Here is a 25,097-nt window from a genome sequence, read left to right as displayed (position 1 = left end):
GTGATGAGGGGACTACTCCCCGTCCGCCCCGTCCTCGGGGCCGTCCTCCTCGGCGAGCGCGGCGTCCAGACGCGCCCGCGCCCCGTCCAGCCAGCGCCGGCACACCTTCGCCAGCTCCTCGCCCCGCTCCCACAGCGCCAGGGACTCCTCGAGCGTCGTCCCGCCCGCCTCCAGGCGCCGTACGACCTCGATCAGCTCGTCCCGCGCCTGCTCGTACCCGAGAGCCTCGTCCACCTTGCTGGTCATGCGCCCACCCTATGCATCGACTCGTACCGTGAATTCACCCTCGGCGACCCGCGCCCGCAGCGGCTCGTCCGCGGCGACCTCCTGCGGCGCGCGCACCACGTGGCCGTCGGACTTCTGGAGCACCGCGTAGCCCCGCTTGAGGGTGGCGGCGGGGGAGAGGCCCACCACGCGCGCGTGCGTGTGCGTCAGCTCGGAGTCCGCCCGGTCCAGCTGGTGCCCGAGGCAGCGCCGGCCGCGGTCCAGCAGCGAACCCACCTGGTCCGCGCGCTCGTCCACCATCCGGTGCGGATCCTCTATCGACGGGCGGGCCAGCGCGTGCGCCAGGCCGCGCTCCTCGCGGTCGACGAAGGACTGCACGGCCCGCCGCGCCCGGTCCCGCAGGAACCGCACCCGCTCGTACTCCTCGCCGACGTCCGGGACGACCTTCTTGGCCGCGTCGGTCGGCGTGGACGCGCGCAGGTCGGCCACGTAGTCCAGCAGGGGAGTGTCGGGCTCGTGCCCGATCGCGGACACCACGGGCGTACGGCAGGACGCCACCGCCCGCACCAGCTGCTCGTCCGAGAAGGGCAGCAGGTCCTCCACGCTGCCGCCGCCCCGCGCCACGATGATCACGTCCACGTCGTCCAGCGCGTCCAGCTCCTTCACCGCCTGGACGACCTGCGGCACCGCGTGCACCCCCTGCACGGGGACGTTGCGCACCTCGAAGCGGACGGCGGGCCAGCGGTGCCGGGCGTTCTCCAGGACGTCCCGCTCGGCCGCCGAGGCACGCCCGCAGACGAGCCCGACGAGCTGCGGCAGGAACGGCAGCGGCTTCTTGCGCCCGGCCGCGAACAGGCCCTCGGCCGCCAGGGACTTCTTCAGCTGCTCCAGCCTGGCCAGCAGCTCGCCGACCCCCACCGGCTTGATCTCGGTGGCCCGCAGCGACAGCTGGCCCCGCGGCGCGTACCACTCCGGCTTGGCGAGGACGACCACGCGCGCGCCCTCGCTCACCACGTCGGCCACAGAGTCGAACACCTGCCGGTAGCAGGTGACGCCCACCGAGATGTCGTGCGAGGGGTCGCGCAGCGTCAGGAAGACGACGCCCGCGCCGGGGCGTCGCGACAGCTGGGTGATCTGCCCCTCGACCCACACCGCGCCGAGCCGGTCGATCCACCCTCCGATGAGCCGCGACACCTCACCGACGGGCAGCGGGGCGTCCGCGGACGTGTTCAGAGCCATGCGCCCGAGCGTAACGGCCGGGACCGACAACGCCGGCGGCCTCACCGGCCCGTGCCCCGTCCCGGCCCGGTCACCCGCGGGGCGCCGGTGTCCTGCCGCGCTGGGCGACCAGCACCACCAGCCCGATCACCAGCCAGATCGCGCCCACCACCTGTGCCGTACCGGACGCCTCGACGATCACCGCGACGGTGATCGCGGCGCCGATCGCCGGCATCAGGACGTGTCGCCACCAGATGACCGGCCCGCTGCCGCGCAGCGCGAACCAGCCCACCACGCTCGCGTGCAGCAGCGTGAACGCGGTCAGCGCCCCGATGTCGACCACCGACACCAGGCGGTCCAGGCCGTCGTCGCGCCGCGCCGCCCACACCGCCGCGATCAGCGTGATGACGGCCGCGCACAGCAGCGCCGCCCGCGGCACCCCGTCGTCGGTCCTCGACAGCGCCCGCGGCAGCCGCCGGTCGCGGGACATCGCGAACAGCAGCCGGCCCGCCGCCGCCTGTCCGGCGAGCGCCGCGAACGCCGCCCCGATCGCCTTGCTCACGGCCACCAGGTTGTGCAGCCAGCCGCCCACCGAGGAGTCGACGGCGTCGTAGAAGGCGGACCCCTGCTTGACCGGATCTGCGGCCAGCTCGGCGGACGACACCGGCTCCAGCAGCGCCACCAGGTACGTCTGCGCCACGAAGAGCACACCCGCGAGCGCCAGACAGAGCAGCACCGCGCGGGCGACCTTGTGCGCACCGCCCGTGACCTCCTCCGCGAAGGAGGCGATCGCGTCGAAGCCCAGGTACGACAGCACGGCGATGGACACGGCGCCGATGACCGCCGACAGCGTGAACGCGCCCTGGGAACCGTCGCCGGTCAGCGGGGACAGCCAGCCGCGCTGGGCCCCGTCGCGCGCGAGGACGACGACCGCCGACACGACGAAGACGAGGAGGACCACGACCTCCATAGCCAGCACCAGGAAGCCCACCCGAGCCGCGGTCCGTACGCCCCACAGGTTCAACAGGGTCGTGACGACCACGGCGAGAGCGGTCCACACCCACCGGGAGACGTCCGGGACCAGCGCGTTCATCGCGATCCCCGAGAAGAGGTACGCCACCGCCGGGATCAGCAGGTAGTCCAGCATCGCCATCCATCCGGCGACGAAGCCCGCCCCGCTGCCGAGCCCCGCGCGCGCGTAGGCGAACACGGAACCCGCCTGGGGGACCACGCGCACCATCTGGGCGTAGCTGAAAGCGGTGAACGCCATCGCGACGGTCGCGACGACGTACACCAGCGCGACCGCGCCGTGCGACCGGGCGTCGAGCGTGCCGAAGACACCGACCGGCGCCATCGGGGCGATGAACAGCAGCCCGTAGACCACCAGGTCCCGGAAGCCCAGACTGCGCCGCAGCCCGCGTTCCTCCCCGGCGTCACCCGTCGCGCCGGCCGTGGTCTGCGTGTCGGACATCCGTGCCTCCCGAGCGTCGCCTCTGGTCCCGCCCCCGCCCGATCCTTTCCCGCTGTCACCGCGGAGGCGATCTTCGACCCGCCGGTCGCGGCCTTACGATGGTCTCCATGACCGCTTCGTCTGGCCGCCGTGTCCTGCTCGCCGCCCCCCGTGGCTACTGCGCGGGTGTGGACCGCGCCGTGATCGCCGTCGAGAAGGCCCTGGAGCAGTACGGGGCCCCCATCTACGTCCGGCACGAGATCGTCCACAACAAGTACGTGGTGCAGACCCTGGAGAAGAAGGGCGCCATCTTCGTCGAACAGACGGCCGAGGTCCCCGAGGGCTCCATCGTCATGTTCTCGGCGCACGGCGTGGCCCCGGCCGTCCACGACGAGGCGGCCCGCGGCAAGCTCGCCACCATCGACGCGACCTGCCCCCTGGTCACCAAGGTGCACAAGGAAGCCGTCCGGTTCGCCGACGAGGACTTCGACATCCTCCTGATCGGCCACGAGGGCCACGAGGAGGTCATCGGCACCTCCGGCGAGGCGCCCGACCACATCACCCTCGTCGACGGCCCCGAGGACGTCGCCAAGGTCGAGGTCCGCGACCCGTCCAAGGTCGTCTGGCTCTCCCAGACCACGCTGTCGGTGGACGAGACGATGGAGACCGTCGACGCCCTCAAGGAGAAGTTCCCGCAGCTCATCTCGCCGCCCAGCGACGACATCTGCTACGCCACGCAGAACCGTCAGCTCGCCGTGAAGCAGATGGGCGCCGAGGCTGAACTGGTCATCGTGGTCGGCTCGCGCAACTCCTCCAACTCCAAGCGCCTCGTCGAGGTCGCCAAGCTCGCCGGAGCCCGTGAGGCGTACCTGGTGGACTTCGCCGACGAGATCGACGACGCGTGGCTGGAAGGCGTCAGCACCGTCGGCGTCACCTCGGGCGCGTCCGTCCCGGAGGTGCTGGTCGAGCAGGTCCTGGAGCGGCTCGCCGGCCAGGGCTTCGAGGACGTCGAGCTGGTCAAGGCCGCCGAGGAGTCCATCACCTTCTCGCTGCCGAAGGAGCTGCGCCGCGACCTGCGCGCGGAGGCCGCCGCCCTCGTCGCGGAGCGCACCGCGCAGAAGTGACGGTTCCCGGGAAGTCCGGGGCCGAGGAGTGACTGTCAGTCGTACGACGTAACGTAGAGCCATGCAGATCTTCGGTGTGGACATCGGCGGGTCCGGGATCAAGGGCGCCCCGGTGGACCTGGATCAGGGCGAGCTGACCCAAGAGCGTTACAAGGTGCTGACCCCGCACCCGGCCACGCCCGACGCGGTGGCGGACGGCGTGAAGGAGGTCGTGGACCACTTCGGCTGGACCGGCCCCGTCGGGATCACATTCCCCGGGGTGGTCACCGGCGGCTCCACGATCCGTACGGCGGCCAACGTGGACAAGCGCTGGATCGACACGGACGCGCGCGCCCTGCTGGGCGAGCGGCTGGGCGGCCTCCCGGTGACCGTGCTGAACGACGCCGACGCCGCGGGCGTCGCCGAGATGCGCTTCGGCCAGGGCCGCGACCGCCAGGGCACGGTCATCATGCTCACCTTCGGCACGGGCATCGGCAGCGCCCTCTTCGTCGACGGCGCCCTCGTGCCGAACACGGAGCTGGGCCACCTGGAGCTGCACGGCCACGACGCCGAGAAGCGCGCCTCCACGAAGGCCAAGGAGGACAACGACCTCACGTGGGAGCACTGGGCGTCCCGCGTCCAGAAGTACCTGGCGCACGTCGAGATGCTCTTCTCGCCCGACCTCTTCATCATCGGCGGCGGCGTCAGCCGCAAGGCCCACAAGTTCCTGCCGCTGATCGAGGGCATCAAGGCGGAGATGGTCCCGGCGGCCCTGCAGAACAACGCGGGCATCGTCGGCGCGGCGATGCGGGCGGCCGAGCACGCGTAGCGGCGCCCTCGGGCGCGGGGGACCGTCCGCGTCGGACGGTCCCCCGCCCGGCGGCCGACGGTCACCGCGCGCGAGCGCGCTCCGCGGCGGGTGAGGACGTGCCGTGCGCTGGGCTGCGCCGGGCTGTGGCGGCCCACGGGCACGTGCGCGAGCGGGCTCCGCGGCGGGTGAGGGTGTGCCGTGCGCTGGGCTGCGGGGACGACGGTCTCCGCGTGCGCGTGCGGTCCGCGGCGGACGAGGGCGTGCCGTGCGCCGGGCTGTGGCGGACGACGATCACCACGCGAGCGCGCACCGCGAGGGACGAGGACGTGCCGTGCGTCGGGCTGCGGGGACGACGGTCACCGCGCGCGAGCGCGCACCGCGACGGATGAGAGCGTGCCCTGTGCCGGGGTGCGGCGGGCTGTGGCGGACGATGGTCCGCGCGCGAGCGGGCTCCCGGCCACCCGGGGTGCGGTTCAGGCGGTGGGGCGGCGGCGGGCCGGGGCGGTGGTGGCCCGCGGGGCATGGGGACGGCGCCGGGCGGCCCGGCGGGTCATCTGGCGCGCCTTGCGCACGGTCGCGATGAGCCCCGCGACCAGCGTCCCGCCGTACAGCCAGCCGGCCTGCGTGGCGAGGGCGGTGACGAGCCCCATCACGTGCCCGCCGAAGCCCCCGCCCCCGTCGGCGACGGGCAGCAGCCCGAACGCGAACGCGATCGGCACGACGACCGGCGCCGTGACGAGGTCGCCGCGCCGCACCCAGACGGCCGTCACCGCGCACACCGGCAGGAACAGCACGCCGTAGACCGTCAGGGACGCCCCGAACAGCAGCTGGTCGAGGCAGGCGAGCGCGAACATCAGCGCCCCGCAGAACAGTCCGCTGCCGAGCCCGGTGAGACGCGGGTTGGGCATCCGCCGTACCGCGTGCACCAGCGGGGACACGGGGCGCCGGGCGCCCGGAGCGCTCCGCTGGACACCGTTGCCGCCCCGGGGGGCGCCGGCCGCACCCCTCGGTACGGCGTTGCCGCGCCCCGCGGACGGGGTGCGGCCGGGGCGGCCCGCGGCCGAGCCGCCCCGCCCCGTCTGCGGGGGCAGGGGCGTGCCTCGTCGGGTCCTGGGCTGCGGGGGGCGCGTCCTGTGTTGCTCCACCGGACCAACTTAGGTCGTTTTATGTGTGGAATGGCCCCTGGGACACGCCGACGGACAGACCTTGGCCATGCGTTCGATACGTCGCCGGTGCGAGGCCCCGCACGCCGTAGACTGGTGGATCGGCCCGCTCACCACGTAGGCCGTGCCGCCCATCCTCTCGTACGGGAAGTCGCAACGTGTCGCTCACGATCGGAATCGTCGGTCTGCCCAATGTCGGCAAGTCGACCCTGTTCAACGCCCTGACCAAGAACGACGTGCTCGCGGCCAACTACCCGTTCGCCACGATCGAGCCGAACGTGGGCGTGGTCGGCGTCCCCGACCCCCGCCTCACGAAGCTGGCCGAGATCTTCTCCTCGCAGCGCGTCCTCCCGGCGACCGTCGACTTCGTCGACATCGCGGGCATCGTGAAGGGCGCCTCGGAGGGCGAGGGCCTGGGCAACAAGTTCCTCGCGAACATCCGTGAGTCCGACGCGATCTGCCAGGTCATCCGCGCCTTCAAGGACGAGAACGTCGTCCACGTCGACGGCAAGGTCTCGCCGAAGGACGACATCGAGACGATCAACACCGAGCTGATCCTCGCCGACCTCCAGACCATCGAGAAGGTCCTGCCGCGCCTCCAGAAGGAGTCGCGCATCAAGAAGGACATCGCGCCGAAGGTCAAGGCGGTCGAGGAGGCCAAGGAGATCCTGGAGCGGGGCGACACCCTCTTCTCCGCGGGCATCGTCCAGGGCTCCGGCAACGAGGAGCTCCTGCACGACCTGCACCTGCTGACCACCAAGCCGTTCCTCTACGTCTTCAACGTGGACGAGGACGAGCTGACCGACGACGCCTTCAAGGACGAGCAGCGCGCGCTGGTCGCCCCGGCCGAGGCGATCTTCCTGAACGCCAAGCTGGAGCAGGACCTCGCCGAGCTCGACGAGGAGGACGCCATGGAGCTCCTCCAGTCCGTCGGCGCCGAGGAGCCGGGTCTCACCACCCTGGCCCGGGTCGGCTTCGCCACCCTGGGGCTGCAGACCTACCTCACGGCCGGCCCGAAGGAATCCCGCGCCTGGACCATCAAGAAGGGCGCCACCGCCCCCGAGGCCGCCGGAGTCATCCACACCGACTTCCAGAAGGGCTTCATCAAGGCGGAGGTCATCTCCTTCCACGACCTGGTCGAGACCGGCTCGGTCGCCGAGGCCCGCGCCAAGGGCAAGGCCCGCATGGAGGGCAAGGACTACGTCATGCAGGACGGGGACGTGGTGGAGTTCCGCTTCAACGTGTGATCGGTTCACCGAAGCGCGCCAGGTGCTTCGGCAGACGTGAGGTCAGAAGGGGCCGGGCTCTGGCGAGCCCGGCCCCTTATGCGTTCCCGTGCTGAATCGGAGCTGACTTCAATCGCTCCGCGGCGGGGTGAGCTTGTCGAGATCCAGGCTGATCTCGAAAGGCACGGGGCGCTTCAGGCTGCCCCGGAAGATGCCGGCAGGCGCGTAGGCGCCGGTCGGTTCGTCGAGTTCGTAGACGTGGACGACGGGAGCGCCGCCTTCGTCCTCGATGCACCAGTAGTGCGGGATGCCGGCCTCCGCGTACTTGCGGAGCTTTACTGTGCGATCGCGATGCGCGGACTCGGGGGAGACCGCCTCCACGACGAGCTTCACGTCCTCCGGGGCGTACCAGGTTCGGTCGGGGTCATAGGGCAGGTCCGTCAGCAGGAGGTCCGGCTCGGGGCGGTTGCGGGCATCGAGGCGGATCGTCATCTCCCGCTCGACCTCGAAGCCGGCCGGTGCCTGCGCCATGAGTGTGGTGGTCAGGGCGGTGACGAGGCGGCCATGCCAGGAGCGCTGGGGCGACATCATGAAGACGAGGGCTCCGTCGATCAGCTCGGTGTGGCGGGGTGCCTCGGGGAGGCGGTCCAGGTCCTCCGCGAACCAGCCTTCCGCGCGCGGCGGGCGCATCCAGTCGGGCAGTGCGGTCATGGCCCAACCGTAGCGACTCGACGAGGCAGGGGCCACGAGATCATTACCGGGGGTGACCAGTCTTCCCGCCGAGACCGTCTGCACGGTCCCGCGTGCTTGATCGGCAGGCGGGCGTAGTGACGCCGGCTCCTGACGCGATGGGTGGACTCACCGAGGACGAGGAGGACACCACCTCTCCGGGTACAAATCCGTACGGTCGATCCAGGTAGGGGCGACGAAGATGTTGTCGTCGGCAGGGGCTTCGGAGGCTTCCAGCAGCGACCAGGTGCGGGACTCCTCGACCAGGTGTTCCCAGGGCGCGGTCCAGTCGAGTTCCCAGTCCAGGCCGGGGCCGGAGACGCTGTACGTGCGACCGGCGTCCACTCGCCAGAACTGGGAGTAGAGGATCACCTGAGCGTGGTCGGCCAGGTCGTCGATGATCTCGGCGAAGAGGGCGGAAGGCCAGCCGGGGGCGTCGTCCGCAGCGGTGGGGCGTAGGCGTGCCGTGAGCGGTGGGACGACAGGGGTGCGTGCGCCGAGTTCGGTCAGGGCCCAGCGGATGCCGACGGGCTCGCTCCAGTCCGGTGGGGTCGCCCGTTCCAGGCAGGCGCGGTAGGCGTGGCGCAGGGGTTCGACCGCGCCGTCGATCTCCAGGCTCGCCAGGGCCATGGCCGCCCATTCGCGGACGGTCGGGTTGTCGCTGTCCAGCAGGCCGATGAGGGCGGGGCCGCAACGGGGGTCGCCCATTTCCTCGAAGACCTCGATGGCGGTCAGCTGGCCGAAGCCGCCGAGCGAAGGCAGGCCCTTGATGACGGCGGATATGGCGTCGGTGCCGATCCAGATCAGCTCCGCGCGGGCGTCGTAGGACTCGTCGGCCTGGCCGTCGAGTTGCTGGACGAGTGTCTCGATGTGGGAGGTCATGACGCGGTGCAGTCCCGGCGCCAGAAAGTGGGGAGCCACCAGCAGAGCACCGAGCGGTCGTCGGGCCACGGGGCGCGGTCCTCGGCCGCCCAGTCCTCGAAGGAGTCCCGTGCCGGATCGATCGGGCGCCAGACGGGGTCGAGGGGCTCGTCCTCAGCCGGCGGGCGGACGTACTGCCGGCTGCGCTGGTCGCAGGCGCGGAAGTCCTGGTAGTTCCGCTGGGCCTCGATCAGGGAGACCTTGTTCGCGCCGCCGCTCATGGTCGGCCAGCGGAACTGGACCCCGTCGTCCTCCCAGAAGCAGACGGGGCAGATCTCGTACGAGCCGGGCAGCGCGTCCAGCACGCGGTGCCCGCAGCAGGGACAGGGGCAGGAGTCGCTCACCTGCGCAGTCTCGCGGCAGGTCCCGCCGGTGCGCCATGGGTTTCTCTGCAGAGTGCCGGATCGGTGCTGGATGGGGACTCCGGGGGGTCGTTTCTGCGGGTCGGAGCGCTGCGCTGATCGTTCCGGTTCAACGTGTAGCGGGTGGCCGCCAGGTTGCTGGGGTGGCAGGGGTGCAGGTCGGGAGGGCTCGACTCCTTGGAGTCGGGTCCTTTTCCCACGTGGTGCCGGTCCCGTTCCCTTTCGGCGGTCCGTTGTCGGTGGGGCGTGGAAGACTGCGCGGGTCGGGGCGGTCAGGGTGGACGGATCGGTGTGCGAGGGGCGTCATGGCGGGTGTCGACGAGGCGGCGGGCGGGCCCTTGGCGGTGCTGGGCGCGAGCGGCTCGCGGGCCCAGGAGCGGGCGGAACCGCCCGTGGGGCGCCGGGCCAGGGAACTGCTCGCCGAGGGCGGGCGGCTGTACGAGGCCGCGCGCGGCGTCCTCGCCGATCACGCCCGTGCCCTGGAAGCCGTACGGTCGGCCCTGGTGCCGCTGCGGGCCGAACTCGTCGCGGGGGAGCTGGAGTCCATCCCCGTCTCCCGGCTGAAGGACGTCACCGAGGGCCGGCTGCGCCTCGGGGCGATCGAGGCGGCCGGACTCGGCTCCGTGCGGGCGGTGCACGAGGCGAGCCGCTACGAGCTGCGGCAGATCCCCGGAGTCGGCGCGCAGACCGCCGACCAGGCACTCGCCGCCGCCCGCCAGATCGCCAGGGCGGTCGAGGAGACCGTCTCCGTACGCATCGACGTGGACCGTCCCGAGCCCCGCACCACCGCCCTGGTCGTCGCCTTGCGCAGGCTCGTCGAGGCGGGCCCGGAGCTGCGGCGGGCCGTGGACGCGGCGGGACGGCTTGACGAGCGGCTCGGTGCGTTGCTGCCCGCCGCCCGCCCCGCGGTAGGTCGGCTGCGCATGGCGCTCGCCGGGCGTCACGGGCGGGACAGCGCCCTCGCGGCGATCACCGAACTCCGCGAGCTGACGGCCGACGCGAGGGCGCGCGGTCTGCGGCTGCTGCTCGCCCAGGCGTCGACGGACCTGCTGCGCGAACCGGCCACCGACATCGAGGCGTGGGTCGACTTCGAGCTGCGCTCCGCGGACTACTACAGCCAGCTCGCCGAGGTCTCGGACCAGGCGCCGGACGTCGCGGCGGCCGAGGGCTTCCTGCCGTCCGAGGTCGCCGAGCGCGTGCACGCCCAGGCGCTGGACGACACCCATCTCCGGGTGTCGCTGCGCGGCTACCAGTCCTTCGGCGCCCGGTTCGCCCTCGCCCAGCGCCGGGTCGTGCTCGGCGACGAGATGGGGCTCGGCAAGACGGTCCAGGCGATCGCCGCGCTGGCGCATCTCGCGGCGCGGGGGCAGAGCCACTTCCTGGTGGTGTGCCCCGCCAGCGTGCTGATCAACTGGACGCGTGAGATCCGCGCGCGCAGCACCCTGCGCGCCCTGCCGGTGCACGGTCCCGACCGCCGCGAGGCCTACGCCGAGTGGTGCGAGCGCGGCGGCGTCGCGATCACCACCTTCGACGTCCTGCACACCCTCACCGCCGCCGACGGGGTGACGGTGGCGGAGGAGGCGGACGGCACGGCGGCGACGGAGAAGGCGGACGGCTCGACCGGGACCGGACGGCGGGGTGGCGGTGCGCGGTCCAGGGGCGCCGGGGTGCCACGGCCGTCCAGGGGTTCGGGCCGGGCGCGGTCGGGGGGAGCCCCCGGCGCGGCGCGGCCGGCCCTCACGCCCGCCGGTGCCAGGCCCGGCATGCTCGTCGTCGACGAGGCGCACTACGTGAAGAACCCCGAGACCCGCCGCTCCCGGGCCGTCGCCGCCTGGACCGCGTACTGCGACCGCGTCCTCTTCCTGACGGGTACGCCGATGGAGAACCGGGTGGGGGAGTTCCGCAGCCTGGTGCGCCATCTGCGGCCCGAGCTGGTGCCCGGCATCCACGCGAGCGACGCGGTCGCGGGACCGCACGCGTTCCGCAGGTCGGTCGCGCCCGCCTACCTCCGCCGCAACCAGCGGGACGTCCTGACCGAACTGCCCGCGCTGGTCGAGGTGGACGAGTGGGAGGAGTTCGGCACCGCGGACCGCAGGGCCTACCGCGAGGCCGTCGAGGCGGGGAACTTCATGGCGATGCGGCGGGCCGCGTACGCCGACGCGGAGGGGTCGGCCAAGCTCCAGCGGCTGCGCGAGCTGGTGACGGAGGCGGCGGAGAACGGGCTGAAGGTCGTCGTGTTCTCGTACTTCCGGGACGTGCTCGCGACCGTCCACGCCGCCCTGGGCGAGGACGTGTTCGGGCCGATCTCCGGGTCGGTGCCCGCCGGCCGCCGGCAGCTCATGGTCGACGAGTTCGCGGCGGCCGACGGGCACGCGGTGCTGCTCTGCCAGATCGAGGCGGGCGGCGTCGGCCTCAACCTCCAGGCGGCGTCCGTGGTGATCCTGTGCGAGCCGCAGGTCAAGCCGACCCTGGAGCACCAGGCCGTGGCCCGCGCCCATCGCATGGGCCAGGTGCGCACGGTCCAGGTGCACCGCCTGCTCGCCGCGGACAGCGTGGACGAGCGGCTGCTGGAGATCCTGAAGAACAAGGACCGGCTGTTCGACGCCTACGCCCGCCGCAGTGACGTGGCGGAGGCGACGCCCGACGCGGTCGACGTCTCGGACGACCGGCTCGCCCGCCGTCTGGTGGAGGAGGAGCAGCAGCGGCTGGCGGTCGTGACCGGCGGCTGACAGCGGGCTCAGATGCCGTGCACCTGGGCCACGGTGAACGGCGTACTGGGTGTGCCCGGTCCCATCGGACCGCCCTGGTCGAACTGTGAACGGACCACGAGCGTGCGGCCGTCGTGCCGTACGAGGGTGGTCGGGATCTGGAGCGAGGCGTCGGTGACGCTGCGCTCCAGGCGGGCCGCCGTGCCGTCGCGCGAGAGGCGCCAGCGGGTGATGGTGTTGCTCGCGTTGTGGGCCGCCCACAGGGTGCCGTGGACCAGTTCGAGTCCGTCGGCGTGCCGCAGGTCCCCGCCGGACAGCGCGACGGTGCGTATGGCGCCGGTGGCGAGGTCGACGCGGTGGAGGGTGCCCGCCGTCATGTCGACCGTGAGCAGGTAGCGGCCGGCGGCGACGATGCCGTTCAGGGTGTAGGCGCCGGGGGCGTGCGGGGTGAGGGCGCCGCCGAGTTCGTACGCGGTGGTCAGCACCGCGCGCCCGCCGTGCGCGGTCGCCCGTGCCAGTTCCGCCGGTGTCACGCGGTAGACGACCTCGCGCAGGCTGTCCGTCAGCCAGGCGCTGCCGTCCGGGGTGATCGCGAGGTCGTTCACCATGCGCGGGGCGTCGCCGGGCACGTCGAAGCGGGCCAGCAGGGTCCGGGTGCGCAGGTCGTAGACGTCCACGCCGGTCGTGGAGTCGGTCACCCAGAGGCGGCCGGCGCGGTCGGTCTTCAGTCCGTTGGCCGTGGTGCGGCCGTCGGCGCCGGCGGGGAGGAAGACCTCGGCCGTGCGGTGGCCGGGTGTGGTGCGGTAGACGGCGCCGGTGGCGTACGAGCCCACGTACAGGTGGCCCGTCCGCGGGTCGGCGGCGATGCCCTCGGGGTAGACGCGGTCACCCGGGAGCTCGTACGCGGTGGTCACGCGTGCGGCGGAGGAGCGGGACGCGGCGGTGGCCGCGGACGGTACGGAGGTCGCGGTGGCCGCCGCGGTGAGCGCGGCGGCGGTCAGGAAGGTGCGGCGCTGGATCGAACGGGACACGACGGTGCCTCTCGGTCGGCGTCTGGGAAGAAGTCGCTGCGAAACGAGTGCGAACTTAGATTAGAGCCCTAATGCTCGTCAAGGTACTTAGCGTTGACCTGGGGCTTACCGTCGTGTCGCCGATACGATGCGGGGATGACGTCCATGCCCGCGGCCGAGCGCCTCGGCTCCCACATCAAGCGGGCCGAGCAGGCTCTCAACGCGACGAAGACCGCCGTCCTCAAGCCGGCCGGCCTCACCGTCGCGCAGTACGGGGCGCTGCTCCACCTCAGCGCCAACGCCGGTATCTCGGCCGCCGCGCTGGCCCGCCTGTGCGGAGTCACCCCGCCCACGATGAACACGGTCCTGAAGAACCTCCAGGACCGCGGCTACATCGAGCGCACCCCGCACGAGTGGCACCGGAACGTGCTGGAGACCCGCCTCACCGACGAGGGGCGGGCCGTCATGGCCGACGCGGACGTACGGGCGGTACGCGTCGAGCGGGCGCTGGCGGCCGAGTTCACGGAGGAGGAGCGGGAGGTGCTGATCGGCCTGCTGGGCCGCTGCGTCGACCTGCTGGAGAAGGAGCGCCCCTGAGCCCCCGGGCCCAGGACCCACCGCCTCCGCCGCAGCCGCTCCCGCCCCCGGGCTTCCCGCCCCCGGCCGTCCGTAGCCGCCCCCGCCCCCCCGGCGCCCTCGGCCGTCCGTAGCCGCGCCCCCCCCGGGCCCCGGCCGTCCGTAGCCGCCCACGGGCCATGAGCCTCCGCGCCCGCGGGCACTCGCCACCTCCGCCGTAGGCGTTCGTGCCCTCGGCGCTCCCGCTCCCGGCGCTCCCGCTCCCGGCCCTCCCGCCCTCGGCGTCCCCGCCCACAGGCGCTCCCGCTCCCGGCCTTCCCCCCGCCCCCCCCGGCGAGCCGCCCCGCGACCGGATCCCTCACCCCCGCCCCCTACCCCCGGGCCAGCCCCGTCTTCGCCCCCGCCCCGCACAGCGGCACCACCGCCGTGCGTGCGCCGAGCTGCTCCTCCCGTACGGCCGCCCAGCACGCGACCCCCGTCGGCTCGACGTACAGCCCCTGTGACGCCAGGTCCGTCTGCGCGTGCCGGATCTGGTCGTCGGTCACCGTGAGGAAGGTCCCGCCCGACTCCCGTACCGCGCGCAGGATCTGGCGGGCCCGGGGCGGCCGGGGGATCGCGATGCCCTCCGCGAAGGTGGGCGCCGCGGCCGTGACGCCGACCAGGTCGTCCGCGCCCTCGGCCCAGGCGTGGGCGAGCGGCGCCACCGCGGCGGACTGGACCGCGTACAGGGCGGGCCGCCGGTCGATGAAGCCCGCCGCGTGCAGCTCGGCGACGGCGAGCGCGGCGCCGAGGAGCAGCGTGCCGTTGCCGACCGGCACGACCAGGATGTCCGGGAGGCGTCCGTCGAGGGCCTCCCACAGTTCGTGGACGTAGGTCTTCGTGCCGTGCAGGAAGTACGGGTTGAAGACGTGGGAGGCGTAGAAGGTCTCCGGGTCGTCCGCCGCCTCCCGGGCCGCCGCCGCCGTGGCCTCGCGGTCGCCGTCGACGACGTGCAGCCGTGCGCCGTGCGCCTCGATCTGCTCCAGCTTCTTCGGCGAGGTCGCCGCGGGGACGTACACCGTGCAGGGCAGCGCGGCCCGCGCGCAGTACGCGGCGACGGCCGTGCCCGCGTTGCCGCTGCTGTCCGCGAGCACCCGCCGGGGCCGCAGCCGCAGCGCCAGCTCGGCGAGCAGTACGGCGCCGCGGTCCTTGAACGACAGGGTCGGCATGAGGAAGTCGAGCTTGGCCGAGACGCCGTCACGGAGCGGCACCAGAGGGGTGCGGCCCTCGCCGAGGCTGACCGTCGGCGCGGCCAGCGGCAGGCACTCCGCGTAACGCCAGAGCGAATTCACCCGTCCGGCAAGGGACTTGAGGGTCGCGGGCGTCGGGGAGAAGTCCAGATCCAGCGGGCCGCCGCAGCTCGGGCAGCACCAGGCGAGCGATCCGGCGGGGACGCGCGTGCCGTCCGTGGGGCAGAAACAATCCGGCAAGGGTGTCATGAACGCAGGTTAGATCGACCGGTTGGTGACGGTCTGTCATGACGGGCATATGGCACTCGCGTTACGGCCCTGCAGGACCCTTGTGCAATTCCTGTGGAAGCCTCAATCTTTCGGCTGACGCACAGGGAAGCCACAGCAGATTGTCATGCCCCTGTCGTCTCGGTTCGTGCACCATCCCCCACCAGCGCACCACCGATCGAAGAGGAACCCTCAGATGGCAGTGATGCGTCACACCCGCCGAAGACTGGCCGGCGCGGCAGCCGCGGCCCTCGTACTCGGCATCGTCTCGGCGCTCCCCGCGAACGCCGCCCCCGCCCGTGAGGGCCGCATCCAGTACGCCGGCGACGCCGACGCGGTCGCGAACAGCTACATCGTGACCCTGGACCCGCAGGCCGCGAAGTCGTCCTCCGCCCGGGGCAAGGCCCTCGCCAGGACCTACGGCGCCGAGATCGAGCGGACCTACACCAAGGCCCTGAACGGCTACGCCATCGAGGCGACCCCGGCTGAGGCGAAACGATTCGCCGCCGACCCGGCCGTGGCCTCCGTAGTGCAGAACCGCACCTTCCACATCAACGCGACCCAGACCAACCCGCCCTCCTGGGGCCTGGACCGCATCGACCAGAAGGCCCTGCCGCTCGACAGCAAGTACACCTACCCCGACAGCGCCGGGCAGGGTGTGACCGCCTACATCGTCGACACGGGCGTCCGGATCACCCACAGCGACTTCGGCGGCCGTGCCTCCTACGGCTACGACGCCGTCGACAACGACAACACCGCCCAGGACGGCAACGGCCACGGCACGCACGTCGCGGGCACGGTGGCCGGCAACGCGTACGGCGTGGCCAAGAAGGCGAAGATCGTCGGCGTCCGCGTGCTCAACAACTCGGGCTCCGGGACGACCGCCCAGGTCGTCGCCGGCATCGACTGGGTGGCCCGCAACCACAGCGGGCCCTCGGTCGCCAACATGTCGCTCGGCGGCGGCGCGGACAGCGCGCTCGACACGGCCGTGCGCAACGCCATCGCCTCCGGCGTCACCTTCGCCGTGGCCGCCGGCAACGACAACGCGAACGCCTCCAACTACTCGCCCGCGCGGGTCGCCGAGGCCATCACCGTCGGTTCGACCACGTCGTCCGACGCCCGCTCCAGCTTCTCCAACTACGGTTCCGCGCTGGACATCTTCGCCCCGGGGTCGTCGATCACCTCCTCGTGGAACACCAGCGACACGGCGACGAACACCATCTCCGGTACGTCGATGGCGACCCCGCACGTGACGGGCGCGGCGGCTCTCTACCTGGCCGACCACCCCGGTTCCACGCCCGCGCAGGTCGCCTCGGGCCTCGTCGCCGCCGCCTCCACCGGCGTCGTCACCAGCCCCGGCACCGGCTCGCCCAACCGCCTCCTGAACGTCGGCGGCGGTACGACGACCCCGCCCGGACCGCGCTTCGAGAACACCGGTGACTACGCGATCGCCGACAACACGACGGTCGAGTCCCCGGTCACCGTCAGCGGCGTCACGGGCAACGCGCCCGCCGCGCTGTCCGTCGAGGTGCACATCGTGCACACGTACATCGGCGACCTCCAGGTCCAGCTGATCGCCCCCGACGGTTCGGCGTACACCCTCAAGGCGTACGGGACGGGCGGCAGTTCGGACAACATCGACACCACGTACTCGGTGAACGCCTCCTCCGAGGCGGCCAACGGCACGTGGAAGCTGCGCGTGAGCGACAACGCGGCTGCGGACACCGGGAAGATCGACGCCTGGGCCCTGCAGTTCTGACGGCTCGCCGGCCTCAGTAGCACTCCTCGTCCTCGCGGAACGGTTCCGGGTCGTCGACCCAGCCGGCCGCGAGGACGAGGCGCGAGCGGCGGTGTACCGCCAGGAAGCCGAAGGGCCGGTCGAACCCGGCGTGGACGGTCGTCGTGAAGTGACGCGGCGTGGACGGCGCCCCTGCCGCGAGCATCTCCACGGCGGTCACCGCCGCGGCCCGGAAACCGAGGGCGCCGAACGACGCCGTGGCGGACTGCCGGGCCGAACCCACGCACAGCGGCCGGGCGCTGATCCCGGGGAAGTGCCCTTGGCGCTCGTCCCGCGCCGTCGTGAGACCGAACAGTTCCGGCAGCCGCAGCAGATCGTGCTCGCCGGACAGGGCGAACGGCACCGTGGCGACCTCCAGTGACGGCGGTCGCGGCGTCTCGCAGCACTCGCGCTCCACCCGCACACCGGGACCCGCCTCGCCGTACGGCAGCCGGTGGCCCGTTACGACCGTCCGCTCGCCCGCGAGCAGGCGCACCCCCTCGCCCAGTACCCGGCCGGGGGCCGTCCCCTCCTCGCCGAGCAGCAGATGGACGTCGACGCCGGTCGTGCCGAGGACCTTCAGCTCGGTGAGCGCGCCGTGCGGGGTGTCCGCCACCCCGACACGGTCCAGCAGGGCGGTGGTGCGCCGCAGTCCCTTCAGCACGAGGTCGCGCCACGGCCCCGTCTCCGGGCACAGGAAGGACTCCTCGAAGGGCCGGTACCAGTCGGTGCGCAGGGTCAGCGCGCCGGCGAGCACCAACTCGGTACCGTCGGTGAGGGTGACGGGCATTCGGCGGATCTGCCCGTCGGTCCGCTTCGCCGCCCAGGCGTCCAGGGCCGCGCGGTCGGTGTCCCCGACGCCGGTGAGGACCCCGTGCGTTCCCGCGGGCAGCCCGGCCTCCCACGCCTCCCGCAGCTCCAGCGTGCGGTCGGTCCACAGCCCGAGCGCCGCCGCGACTCCCGGCACCTCCGCCAGCGCGTTCAGCAACTCCCGGGCCCGGAGCGCGCATTCGTCCGCGGGCAGGCCGACGGCCTCGGACAGCTCCGCCCGGGCCGCCCCGCCGGCGCCGTCGGCGAGGAACCCCAGCAGGGGCCAGACCCCGGCCGCGGAGAACACCGTGGCGCCGGACACGGTCTCGGCCCACCGGGCGGTGAGGCCGTTGACCGCCCGGATCGTCGCCTTCGTCGTGCGCATACCGCCCCCGCCCGCGTCCCGCTTACCATTCGCCCAGCCGTACGACAGGCGCTCGGCCGTCCGTACATCCCGCACGAGGAGCAAGGTACTAGTGGCCATACCCCCGCCGCCCGGGCCCGAGCAGCCGCAGGGTCCGTACCCGCCGCCTCACGCGCAGGGCCCGTACCCGCAGCTGCCGTACCGCACCTGGGGCCAGGGGTACTCGCCCTACAACCGTCCGGCGCCCGTGAACGGCCTGGCGATCGCGGCCCTCGTGCTGGGCATCCTGTGCTTCCTGCCCGCCGTGGGACTGGTCCTCGGCATCGTCGCGCTCCGCCAGATCAAGAAGCGCGGCGAGCGGGGCACGGGTCTGGCGGTGGGCGGCATGGTCATGTCGTCGCTCGGTCTCGTACTGATCGTGCTGGGCTCCCTCGGCGGCTTCTGGGCGGACTTCCAGGAGGGGTTCAGGGACGCGGCGGCCGGCGGGTCCGGCGTCACCTTCTCCGTCGACGAGGGCGAGTGCTTCGACGCGCCGGACGGCTCCCTGGAGGGCTACGCGTACGACGTCGACCGGGTGCCGTGCACGGGCAGGCACGACGCGGAGGTGTTCGCCAACTTCACCATGCAGCAGGAGAGTTACCCCGGCGAGGACAGGATCAACGACATCGCCGACACCAAGTGCTACGCGCTTCAGGACCGGTACGCCATGGACACCTGGGCCGTCCCGGACGACGTGGACGTCTACTACTTCACGCCCACCCGGCAGAGCTGGCGCGTGGGCGACCGCGAGATCACCTGCATGTTCGGGAACATGGACGAGAAGCGCAGCCTGACCGGCTCGCTGCGCAACGACGCCACCACCCTCGACGCGGACCAGCTCGCCTACCTGGAAGCCGCGCGCGTGCTCAACACGGCGATGGACACGGCGCCCGAGGAGTACGTCGAGGACGACCTGCCCGGTCACCGGAAGTGGGCGGACCGGGTGTCGGACGCGCTCACGGAGCAGGCGGAACTGCTGCGCGGCCACACCTTCGAGCCGGGGGCGGCGAAGCCCGTGGCCGCACTCGTCGACGACATCGAGGCGGCGCGGAAGGAGTGGGCGAAGGCGGCCGGCGCCCGGGACGCCGACGCGTTCCAACGGCACTACGACAAGGGGGCCGAGCTGATCGACCCCCACCGGACGGTCACGGCACGCAAGGCCCTGGGGCTCGACACCACGCCGCCGGAGTACCTGGGGGACGGCGGCGACGGGGTCGGCGGGGGAGACGGTGACGACGCGGAGGTGTGATCGCTGCCATAGCGGGGAGAAAGTGCCTGCGTAAAGCCCTCGCGGGCCGCATGTCATCACATCGAGTGATTCTCTGGCCTTTGCTTGCACGAGAGAACCCACGGTTGCCACGCTGTTGCTGTCTGTACAACCTGATGGGAGCGGCCAGTGACATTCGGTGAGCAGCCGGCGTACCTGCGCGTCGCGGGTGATCTCCGTAAGAAGATCGTCGACGGTTCACTTCCCCCGCACACCCGTCTCCCCTCCCAGGCCCGCATCCGCGAGGAGTACGGCGTCTCGGACACCGTCGCCCTGGAGGCACGCAAGGTGCTGATGGCCGAGGGCCTGGTCGAGGGCCGCTCCGGCTCCGGGACCTATGTGCGCGAGCGGCCCGTGCCGCGCCGCGTCGCCCGCTCCGGGTACCGCCCGGACAGCGGCGCGACCCCCTTCCGCCAGGAGCAGGCCGAGTCCTCCGCGCGCGGCACGTGGGAGTCGCACAGTAAGCAGACGGAGGCCGACAGCGCGATCGCCGAGCGGCTCGCCATCAAGCCCGGCGACCGCGTCATGTGCACCAAGTACGTCTTCCGGGACGCCGGCGAGGTGATGATGCTCTCCACCTCGTGGGAGCCGCTCGCCGTCACCGGCCGCACCCCCGTCATGCTCCCCGAGGAGGGACCCCTCGGCGGCATGGGCGTCGTCGAGCGCATGGCCGCCATCGACGTGATCGTGGACAACGTGACCGAGGAGGTCGGCGCGCGCCCCGGCCTCGCCGAGGAACTCCTCGCGCTGGGCGGCGTCCCCGGCCACGTCGTCCTCGTCGTCCAGCGGACGTACTACGCGTCGGGGCGGCCGGTCGAGACGGCCGACGTGGTCGTACCGGCGGACCGCTACCGGGTGGCGTACCACCTGCCGGTGAAGTAGCCGCCCCTCCCCGGGCGCGAGGGCCGCGGTCGTCGTGCCCAGGGGCAGGGCCGCGAGATTGCCTGTCCGGCGGCGCAGGTGCGGCGCGTGGCGGGAGCCCGACGGTCGCCCAAGTCCGCGCCGTGAGGCGGGAGTCCGGCGCCTTTCAGCGTTCGTACGGACGTAGGTCCGTCGGCGGTCACGTTCGTGCGGTGCGGAGCGGGAGGCCGGCGGCGGTCACGTTCGCACAGACGGGGGTCCGTCGGTGGTCCTGCGCGGCGCGGGCGGGGGCCCGCTGACGGTCACGTGCGTACGGATGGGAAGCCGTTGGCGGTCGCGTTCATGCGGGGCTGGGGGCCGCCGGTCGTCAAGTGGTGCCTGTCCTCAGGGCAGTTGGTATCTGGCCTTTCTCGCGCGTGGGGTCCCGGCCGGGTTCCCGGGCCTGCTCGCGCGCTGCTCCGGCGCCGCTCGACGTAGGCTCAACCGGCGCTCCACGGCGCATTCGACGGCGTGCGCCCCCTCCGTCATGGCCGGTTGCGTACCTCTTTGTGAAAACCCGTATTCGCTCCGTGAAGGTTAGGCGTAGGCTCGGGCATATGCGGATTGCGGTTTCCTTATGGAGCGGGGCGCGGCGCAGGCCGGGGACGGGAAGTGGAGGGGCGCGATGAACGACGGCACGATCACTCTCCCCTGGCTCGTCATACGGCAGGACGACAACGGCAATCGCTACCGCGTCGGCCGGTACGCGACCCGCGCCGAGGCGCAGAAGATCGCGGACAGCCTCGACGCCCGCGGGCACAAGCAGCTCTACTGGGTCGAGCGGATCGGTCAGAACGGCGCGAGGTGACCCGCTCCCTCACGGTGACCCACGCTGCCTCAAGGTGAAGGTGCGCACGGCGTTCCGTGCTCCCGGTGCCCGCGCTCCCGGTCTTCGTAGGATCCGCCGCTCTCCCGCCGGTCCGTGCCGCCGTAGCGGAGCAGTCGCCCGCCGATCTCGCGCCGCCGTCCCGGAACGGGACTTCCCGCCGCTCCCGTAGGCTCCGGCGCATGACCGAACGGATCGTGGTCGTCGCGGCCGCTCTGCTGGGCGAAGGGCGTCTGCTCGCCGCTCGCCGCAGTGCCCCTCCCGAACTGGCCGGCCGCTGGGAACTGCCCGGCGGCAAGGTCGAGCCCGGCGAGGCTCCCGAAGCCGCCCTCGTGCGCGAGCTGCGCGAGGAGCTGGGCGTCGACACCGAGCCCGGCGAGCGGGTCCCGGGGGAGTGGCCCCTGAAGCCCGGGCTCGTCATGCGCGTGTGGACCGCCCGCCTGCTCCCCCACTCGGCCGAGCCGAAGCCCCTCCAGGACCACGACGCACTGCGCTGGCTGACGCCGGACGAGATCGACGACGTGGACTGGCTCGACCAGGACGTCCCCGCCGTCCGCGCCGTCCTCCCGTGGTGGAGCCCCTCGGCCTGAGGGGCGCGTGCGGGGCGTACGGCGCGCACGGCACGTAGGGCGGGGAAGGTGCGCGGCGCACCCGGTCCCGCCGTCCGGCCCTTCCGTACGCCGTTCGTGCCACAGTGCGCCGACGAACGCGGTAAGGCGTCACGGATATCGGGTATGTGCCCATTAACCCCACGAAACCGGACATGGGTGGGCTTCTGGCCTGGGAAGTGATCGGCGTGCTCCACACCGAAGGCGAATGCGTCGAATGGACCTTTCCCGCGGAGCCCGGCGCCGTCCGTACCGCCCGTGCCCTCGTGCGCGGCCAGCTGCGCACCTGGGGCCTCGACTCCCTCGGTGACATCACCGCCCTGCTGGTCAGCGAGCTGGTGACCAACTCGCTGCGGCACGCCACCGGCCCCATCGGGGTACGGCTGCTGCGCCCCGCCGCGATGCCGGACGCGCTGCTCGTCGAGGTCTCCGACCCCCTTCCCGAGCTGCCCCGGGAGCGGTCGGCCCACCCCGACGACGAGGGCGGGCGCGGTCTCCAGCTGGTGGCCGGGTCCTCGCGCCGCTGGGGCATGCGGCCAGGTGAGGCGGGCAAGACCGTGTGGTTCGAGCTGGCGGTCCCCGGTTGAGAGGTGCGGGGCGGACCCCATGCATGGGGGACCGGTGCGCGGGCACCCGGCCGGTGCGCGCGGTTCCCCGGGCGGCGGCGTGCGGCGGAATCGCACGGATCCGGCCAGGGAGGCCGACGTCCGTCTTTGGTTCGACTGGGCCTCACCTGGTTAGAAGACTGGAAGTATGTGGCGGCCGGTCCAAAAACCATCGGGACCGTGCTGTGATCGTGAACACCGTGTTGTGCGGGGCCGTAGTGCTGGATACTGCGGGCAGCCGCCCCCGGTGACCGGTGCCGGACGCGGTGAGCTGGAGGGGACGGTTCGCGTGAGCGAGATACCAGCGAAGGCCACGGAGTCCGAGGACCCGTCGGACCGCGCCGCGGGCGAGGTCACGCCCGGCGGGCCCGGAGACGCGGTGGGCGACGCGGAGGGCGCGGGCGACGCGATGTGGCAGAGCAGTCCGCCCGGCTCGATCTACGACTACATCAAGGTCGCGTCGTTCTCCATCGGCCCCGACGGGCTCGTCGACCAGTGGAGCCTGCGCGCCGAGCAGATCTTCGGGATCTCCGCCGAGCGCGCCGTCGGCATGGACCCGATCGAGGCGTTCGTCGCCTCCGACCAGCGTGAGCGCGGCCACCGCAAGATGGCGGAGATCCTCGACGGCCGCGAGTGGACCGGCGTGGTCCCCTTCCGGCTGCCGGCCCCCGCCGAGGCCGACGGCGCCACGGAGGGCCTCGCCGAGGTCTACGTGATGCCGACCACGACCGAGCACGGCGAGCAGGCGGCCGTCTGCATCGTCGTGGACGTGCGCACCCTGCGCCGGATCGAGACGGACCTCGCCGCCTCTCAGGCGATTTTCGGTCAATCTCCCTTCGGGTTCCTGCTGATCGACAGCGACCTGCGGATCCGCCGGGCCAACGAGCGTTTCGCCTCGGTGTTCGGTGGGAGCGTCGACGACCACCGCGGCCGGACCGTCCACGACTACCTGCCGCGCTCGGAGGCCGAGCGCGTCGCCGCGACCCTGCGACGCGTCCTGGAGACCGGCAACTCCATCACCGACATGCACGTCACGGGCCAACTGCCCGACTCCGACGAGCGCCGGCACTGGTCGGTCAACCTCTACCGCGTGCACAGCGGCACCGGCCGCCCCATCGGCATCGCCTGGCTGGGAACCGACATCACCCGCCGCCGCGCCGCCGCCCGCGAGGCCGCCGCCGCCCGGCGCAACCTGGCCCTGCTGAACGAGGCCGGCGCCCGGATAGGGAACTCCCTCGACCTGGAGACCACCGCCCGCGAGCTCCTCGACGTCGTCGTCCCCGGCTTCTGCGACCTCGCGACCGTCGACCTCTACCAAGGGCTCCTGGCCGGCGACGAGACCCCGCCGGGCCTCGCCGACGGCAGCGCCGAGCTGCGCCGGGTCGCCTTCTCCAGTGCCGTCTCCGACGCGCCCTTCGCCGGCGGGCCCGCGCCCGTCGCCGTCGGCGCCGTCCACCACTACTCCTTCAACTCCTCCTGCGCGGACGCCCTGCGCACCGCACGGCCGCAGCACATCCCCGCCGAGGAAGGCGGCCTCATACAGTCCACGCTGGCCGTCCCGATGGTCGCCCACGACACCGTCGTCGGCCTGGCCCAGTTCTCCCGTACGAAGGGCAGCGAGCCGTTCGGCGAACGCGACCGCGCCCTGGCGGTGGAACTGGCCGCGCGGGCGGCCGTCTGCATCGACAACGCCCGGCTGTACCGCCGCGAGCACGAGCGGGCGCTGATGCTGCAACGGTCCCTGCTGCCGCCCGGCGACCCCGAGGCATCCGGCCTGGACATCGCCTGCCGCTACCTCCCGGGCAACGCGGCCACCGAGGTCGGCGGCGACTGGTTCGACGTCATCGAACTACCCGGCCACCGCACGGCACTTGTCGTCGGCGACGTGATGGGCCGCGGTCTGCGCGCCGCCGTCGCCATGGGTGAACTGCGCACCGCCGTCCGCACCCTGGCCCTGCTGGACCTCGAACCCGCCGAGGTGCTCTCGGCGTTGGACGAGATCGCCCGCGGGCTCGGCACCCCCGGCGGAGTCCAGCAGGCCACCCGCACAGCCCGCCAGCCCCGTGACGCCGACCTCTCCGAGGTCTACCTCGCCACCTGCGTGTACGCGGTCTACGACTCCGTCACCCGGCGGTGCACCTTCGCCAACGCGGGCCACCTGCCCCCGGTGCTGGTCGAGCCCGGCGAGAGCGCGCTGATGCTCGACGTGCCGCCGGGCATGCCCCTCGGGGTCGGCGGCGAGCCGTTCGAGGAGGTCGAGGTGGAACTCCCGGAGGGCGCTCTGCTCGCGCTCTACACGGATGGACTGGTCGAGTCGCGCGACCATCCGCTGGACGAGGGGCTCCAGGCCTTCGTCGGAGCGCTGACCGACCCCACCCGGCCCCTGGAGGACGTCTGCGACCACGTCCTCAGCACCCTCGACACGCACCACGGCGAGGACGACATCGCGTTGCTGATGGCACGTGTCCAGGGCCTGCCCGCCGAGTCCGTCGGTGACTGGACGCTGCCGCGTGAGCCGCGCAGCGTGGGCCGCGCCCGTGAGTACGCGCGCGGCCAGTTGCTCTCCTGGGACCTGGAACCCCTTGTCGACACGGCGGAACTGCTGGTCAGCGAGCTGGTGACGAACGCCCTGCGGTACGGCGAGGGCGAGATCAGACTGCGGCTGCTGCTCGACCGGACGCTGGTGTGCGAGGTCTGGGACGCGGGGCTCGTCCAGCCGCGCCGGCGCCGGGCGCGGGACACCGACGAGGGCGGGCGCGGGCTCCAGCTCGTCGGGCTGCTCTCCGCGGCCTGGGGGTCCCGGCGCACACCCCGCGGCAAGACGGTCTGGTTCGAACTGCCGCTCCCCGACGGGGAGACGGGCCTCGCGGATCCGGCGGAGGCGCTGCTCAGTCTGTTCTGAC

22 protein-coding genes are annotated in these 25,097 nt (G+C 72.7%); 12 read left to right on the top strand and 10 right to left on the bottom strand.

Going from position 1 to position 25,097, the window contains the following annotated elements; all coding sequences use genetic code 11:
• Positions 1-12: 12 nt before the first annotated feature.
• The 3 genes from ACZ4VA_RS30020 to ACZ4VA_RS30010 form a co-directional block, all read right to left on the bottom strand.
• Positions 13-246, bottom strand: coding sequence for an exodeoxyribonuclease VII small subunit (locus tag ACZ4VA_RS30020; RefSeq protein ID WP_389390533.1), 234 nt, complete (start codon positions 244-246; stop codon positions 13-15).
• Positions 247-255: 9 nt separating this feature from the next.
• Entirely contained in the window at positions 256-1,464 is a 1,209-nt protein-coding gene (xseA, locus tag ACZ4VA_RS30015; RefSeq protein ID WP_355780912.1) for an exodeoxyribonuclease VII large subunit, read from the bottom strand.
• Positions 1,465-1,534: 70 nt separating this feature from the next.
• Entirely contained in the window at positions 1,535-2,914 is a 1,380-nt protein-coding gene (locus ACZ4VA_RS30010) for an APC family permease (RefSeq protein ID WP_468083157.1), read from the bottom strand.
• Positions 2,915-3,012: 98 nt separating this feature from the next.
• Here ACZ4VA_RS30010 and ACZ4VA_RS30005 point away from each other — a divergent pair, with 98 nt between their 5' ends.
• Positions 3,013-4,017, top strand: coding sequence for a 4-hydroxy-3-methylbut-2-enyl diphosphate reductase (locus tag ACZ4VA_RS30005; RefSeq protein ID WP_355789348.1), 1,005 nt, complete (start codon positions 3,013-3,015; stop codon positions 4,015-4,017).
• Positions 4,018-4,078: 61 nt separating this feature from the next.
• Entirely contained in the window at positions 4,079-4,825 is a 747-nt protein-coding gene (ppgK, locus tag ACZ4VA_RS30000; protein ID WP_452925119.1) for a polyphosphate--glucose phosphotransferase, read from the top strand.
• Between the two features lie 455 nt (positions 4,826-5,280).
• Here ppgK and ACZ4VA_RS29995 read toward each other — a convergent pair whose 3' ends face one another.
• Complete coding sequence (locus tag ACZ4VA_RS29995) at positions 5,281-5,952, bottom strand: DUF6542 domain-containing protein (RefSeq protein WP_389390531.1); 672 nt, start codon at positions 5,950-5,952, stop codon at positions 5,281-5,283.
• A gap of 176 nt (positions 5,953-6,128) precedes the next feature.
• Here ACZ4VA_RS29995 and ychF point away from each other — a divergent pair, with 176 nt between their 5' ends.
• Positions 6,129-7,217, top strand: coding sequence for a redox-regulated ATPase YchF (gene ychF / locus ACZ4VA_RS29990; protein WP_355784614.1), 1,089 nt, complete (start codon positions 6,129-6,131; stop codon positions 7,215-7,217).
• Positions 7,218-7,325: 108 nt separating this feature from the next.
• Here ychF and ACZ4VA_RS29985 read toward each other — a convergent pair whose 3' ends face one another.
• The 3 genes from ACZ4VA_RS29985 to ACZ4VA_RS29975 all read right to left on the bottom strand — a co-directional run bounded on the left by ACZ4VA_RS29985 (position 7,326) and on the right by ACZ4VA_RS29975 (position 9,190).
• Entirely contained in the window at positions 7,326-7,907 is a 582-nt protein-coding gene (locus ACZ4VA_RS29985) for a Uma2 family endonuclease (protein ID WP_355784611.1), read from the bottom strand.
• A gap of 147 nt (positions 7,908-8,054) precedes the next feature.
• The gene (locus ACZ4VA_RS29980; protein WP_355784608.1) at positions 8,055-8,807 is read right to left on the bottom strand and encodes a HEAT repeat domain-containing protein; all 753 of its coding nucleotides are present in this window, start codon (positions 8,805-8,807) and stop codon (positions 8,055-8,057) included.
• The gene (locus ACZ4VA_RS29975) at positions 8,804-9,190 is read right to left on the bottom strand and encodes a CPCC family cysteine-rich protein (RefSeq protein ID WP_355784605.1); all 387 of its coding nucleotides are present in this window, start codon (positions 9,188-9,190) and stop codon (positions 8,804-8,806) included. Before ACZ4VA_RS29975 ends, ACZ4VA_RS29980 begins: the two co-directional genes overlap by 4 nt.
• Before the next feature lie 323 nt (positions 9,191-9,513).
• Between ACZ4VA_RS29975 and ACZ4VA_RS29970 the strand changes: the two genes are divergently transcribed.
• On the top strand, positions 9,514-11,937 hold the full coding sequence (locus ACZ4VA_RS29970; RefSeq protein ID WP_355784603.1) for a DEAD/DEAH box helicase: 2,424 nt from the start codon (positions 9,514-9,516) through the stop codon (positions 11,935-11,937).
• Positions 11,938-11,945: 8 nt separating this feature from the next.
• Here the strand turns inward: ACZ4VA_RS29970 and ACZ4VA_RS29965 are convergent, their stop codons facing one another.
• The gene (locus ACZ4VA_RS29965; RefSeq protein ID WP_388904229.1) at positions 11,946-12,947 is read right to left on the bottom strand and encodes an SMP-30/gluconolactonase/LRE family protein; all 1,002 of its coding nucleotides are present in this window, start codon (positions 12,945-12,947) and stop codon (positions 11,946-11,948) included.
• A 135-nt stretch (positions 12,948-13,082) separates the two neighbouring features.
• Between ACZ4VA_RS29965 and ACZ4VA_RS29960 the strand changes: the two genes are divergently transcribed.
• Positions 13,083-13,523 (top strand): MarR family winged helix-turn-helix transcriptional regulator, encoded by a 441-nt coding sequence (locus tag ACZ4VA_RS29960; protein WP_468083151.1) that lies wholly within the window; start codon positions 13,083-13,085, stop codon positions 13,521-13,523.
• A gap of 350 nt (positions 13,524-13,873) precedes the next feature.
• Here the strand turns inward: ACZ4VA_RS29960 and ACZ4VA_RS29955 are convergent, their stop codons facing one another.
• Entirely contained in the window at positions 13,874-14,980 is a 1,107-nt protein-coding gene (locus ACZ4VA_RS29955) for a pyridoxal-phosphate dependent enzyme (protein WP_355791129.1), read from the bottom strand.
• A gap of 214 nt (positions 14,981-15,194) precedes the next feature.
• Between ACZ4VA_RS29955 and ACZ4VA_RS29950 the strand changes: the two genes are divergently transcribed.
• Positions 15,195-16,757 carry a S8 family peptidase gene (locus ACZ4VA_RS29950; RefSeq protein WP_355791126.1) on the top strand — a complete coding sequence of 521 codons (1,563 nt, stop codon included), beginning with the start codon at positions 15,195-15,197 and terminating at the stop codon, positions 16,755-16,757.
• A 13-nt stretch (positions 16,758-16,770) separates the two neighbouring features.
• On the opposite strand, the gene ACZ4VA_RS29945 is transcribed toward ACZ4VA_RS29950, so the two are convergent.
• Positions 16,771-17,970: a serpin family protein gene (locus tag ACZ4VA_RS29945; RefSeq protein WP_468083247.1), complete on the bottom strand. Its 1,200-nt coding sequence runs from the start codon at positions 17,968-17,970 to the stop codon at positions 16,771-16,773.
• Positions 17,971-18,061: 91 nt separating this feature from the next.
• On the opposite strand from ACZ4VA_RS29945, the gene ACZ4VA_RS29940 reads away from it, so the two are divergent.
• From ACZ4VA_RS29940 to ACZ4VA_RS29915, 6 genes are all read left to right on the top strand, one after another.
• Positions 18,062-19,237 carry a DUF4190 domain-containing protein gene (locus tag ACZ4VA_RS29940; protein WP_356171771.1) on the top strand — a complete coding sequence of 392 codons (1,176 nt, stop codon included), beginning with the start codon at positions 18,062-18,064 and terminating at the stop codon, positions 19,235-19,237.
• A gap of 147 nt (positions 19,238-19,384) precedes the next feature.
• Positions 19,385-20,137, top strand: coding sequence for a GntR family transcriptional regulator (locus ACZ4VA_RS29935; protein ID WP_355787643.1), 753 nt, complete (start codon positions 19,385-19,387; stop codon positions 20,135-20,137).
• A 643-nt stretch (positions 20,138-20,780) separates the two neighbouring features.
• A complete protein-coding gene (locus ACZ4VA_RS29930; RefSeq protein ID WP_355787641.1) occupies positions 20,781-20,963 on the top strand; it encodes an SPOR domain-containing protein in 183 nt (60 codons plus the stop codon).
• Between the two features lie 200 nt (positions 20,964-21,163).
• Complete coding sequence (locus ACZ4VA_RS29925) at positions 21,164-21,571, top strand: (deoxy)nucleoside triphosphate pyrophosphohydrolase (RefSeq protein ID WP_355787638.1); 408 nt, start codon at positions 21,164-21,166, stop codon at positions 21,569-21,571.
• Between the two features lie 173 nt (positions 21,572-21,744).
• The gene (locus ACZ4VA_RS29920; protein ID WP_355787635.1) at positions 21,745-22,176 is read left to right on the top strand and encodes an ATP-binding protein; all 432 of its coding nucleotides are present in this window, start codon (positions 21,745-21,747) and stop codon (positions 22,174-22,176) included.
• A gap of 307 nt (positions 22,177-22,483) precedes the next feature.
• On the top strand, positions 22,484-25,096 hold the full coding sequence (locus ACZ4VA_RS29915) for a SpoIIE family protein phosphatase (RefSeq protein ID WP_355787632.1): 2,613 nt from the start codon (positions 22,484-22,486) through the stop codon (positions 25,094-25,096).
• Position 25,097 lies beyond the last annotated feature (1 nt).

It is taken from the genome of Streptomyces sp. NPDC028308, from assembly GCF_055565855.1.
This window is presented reverse-complemented; position numbering and strand designations above follow the sequence as displayed.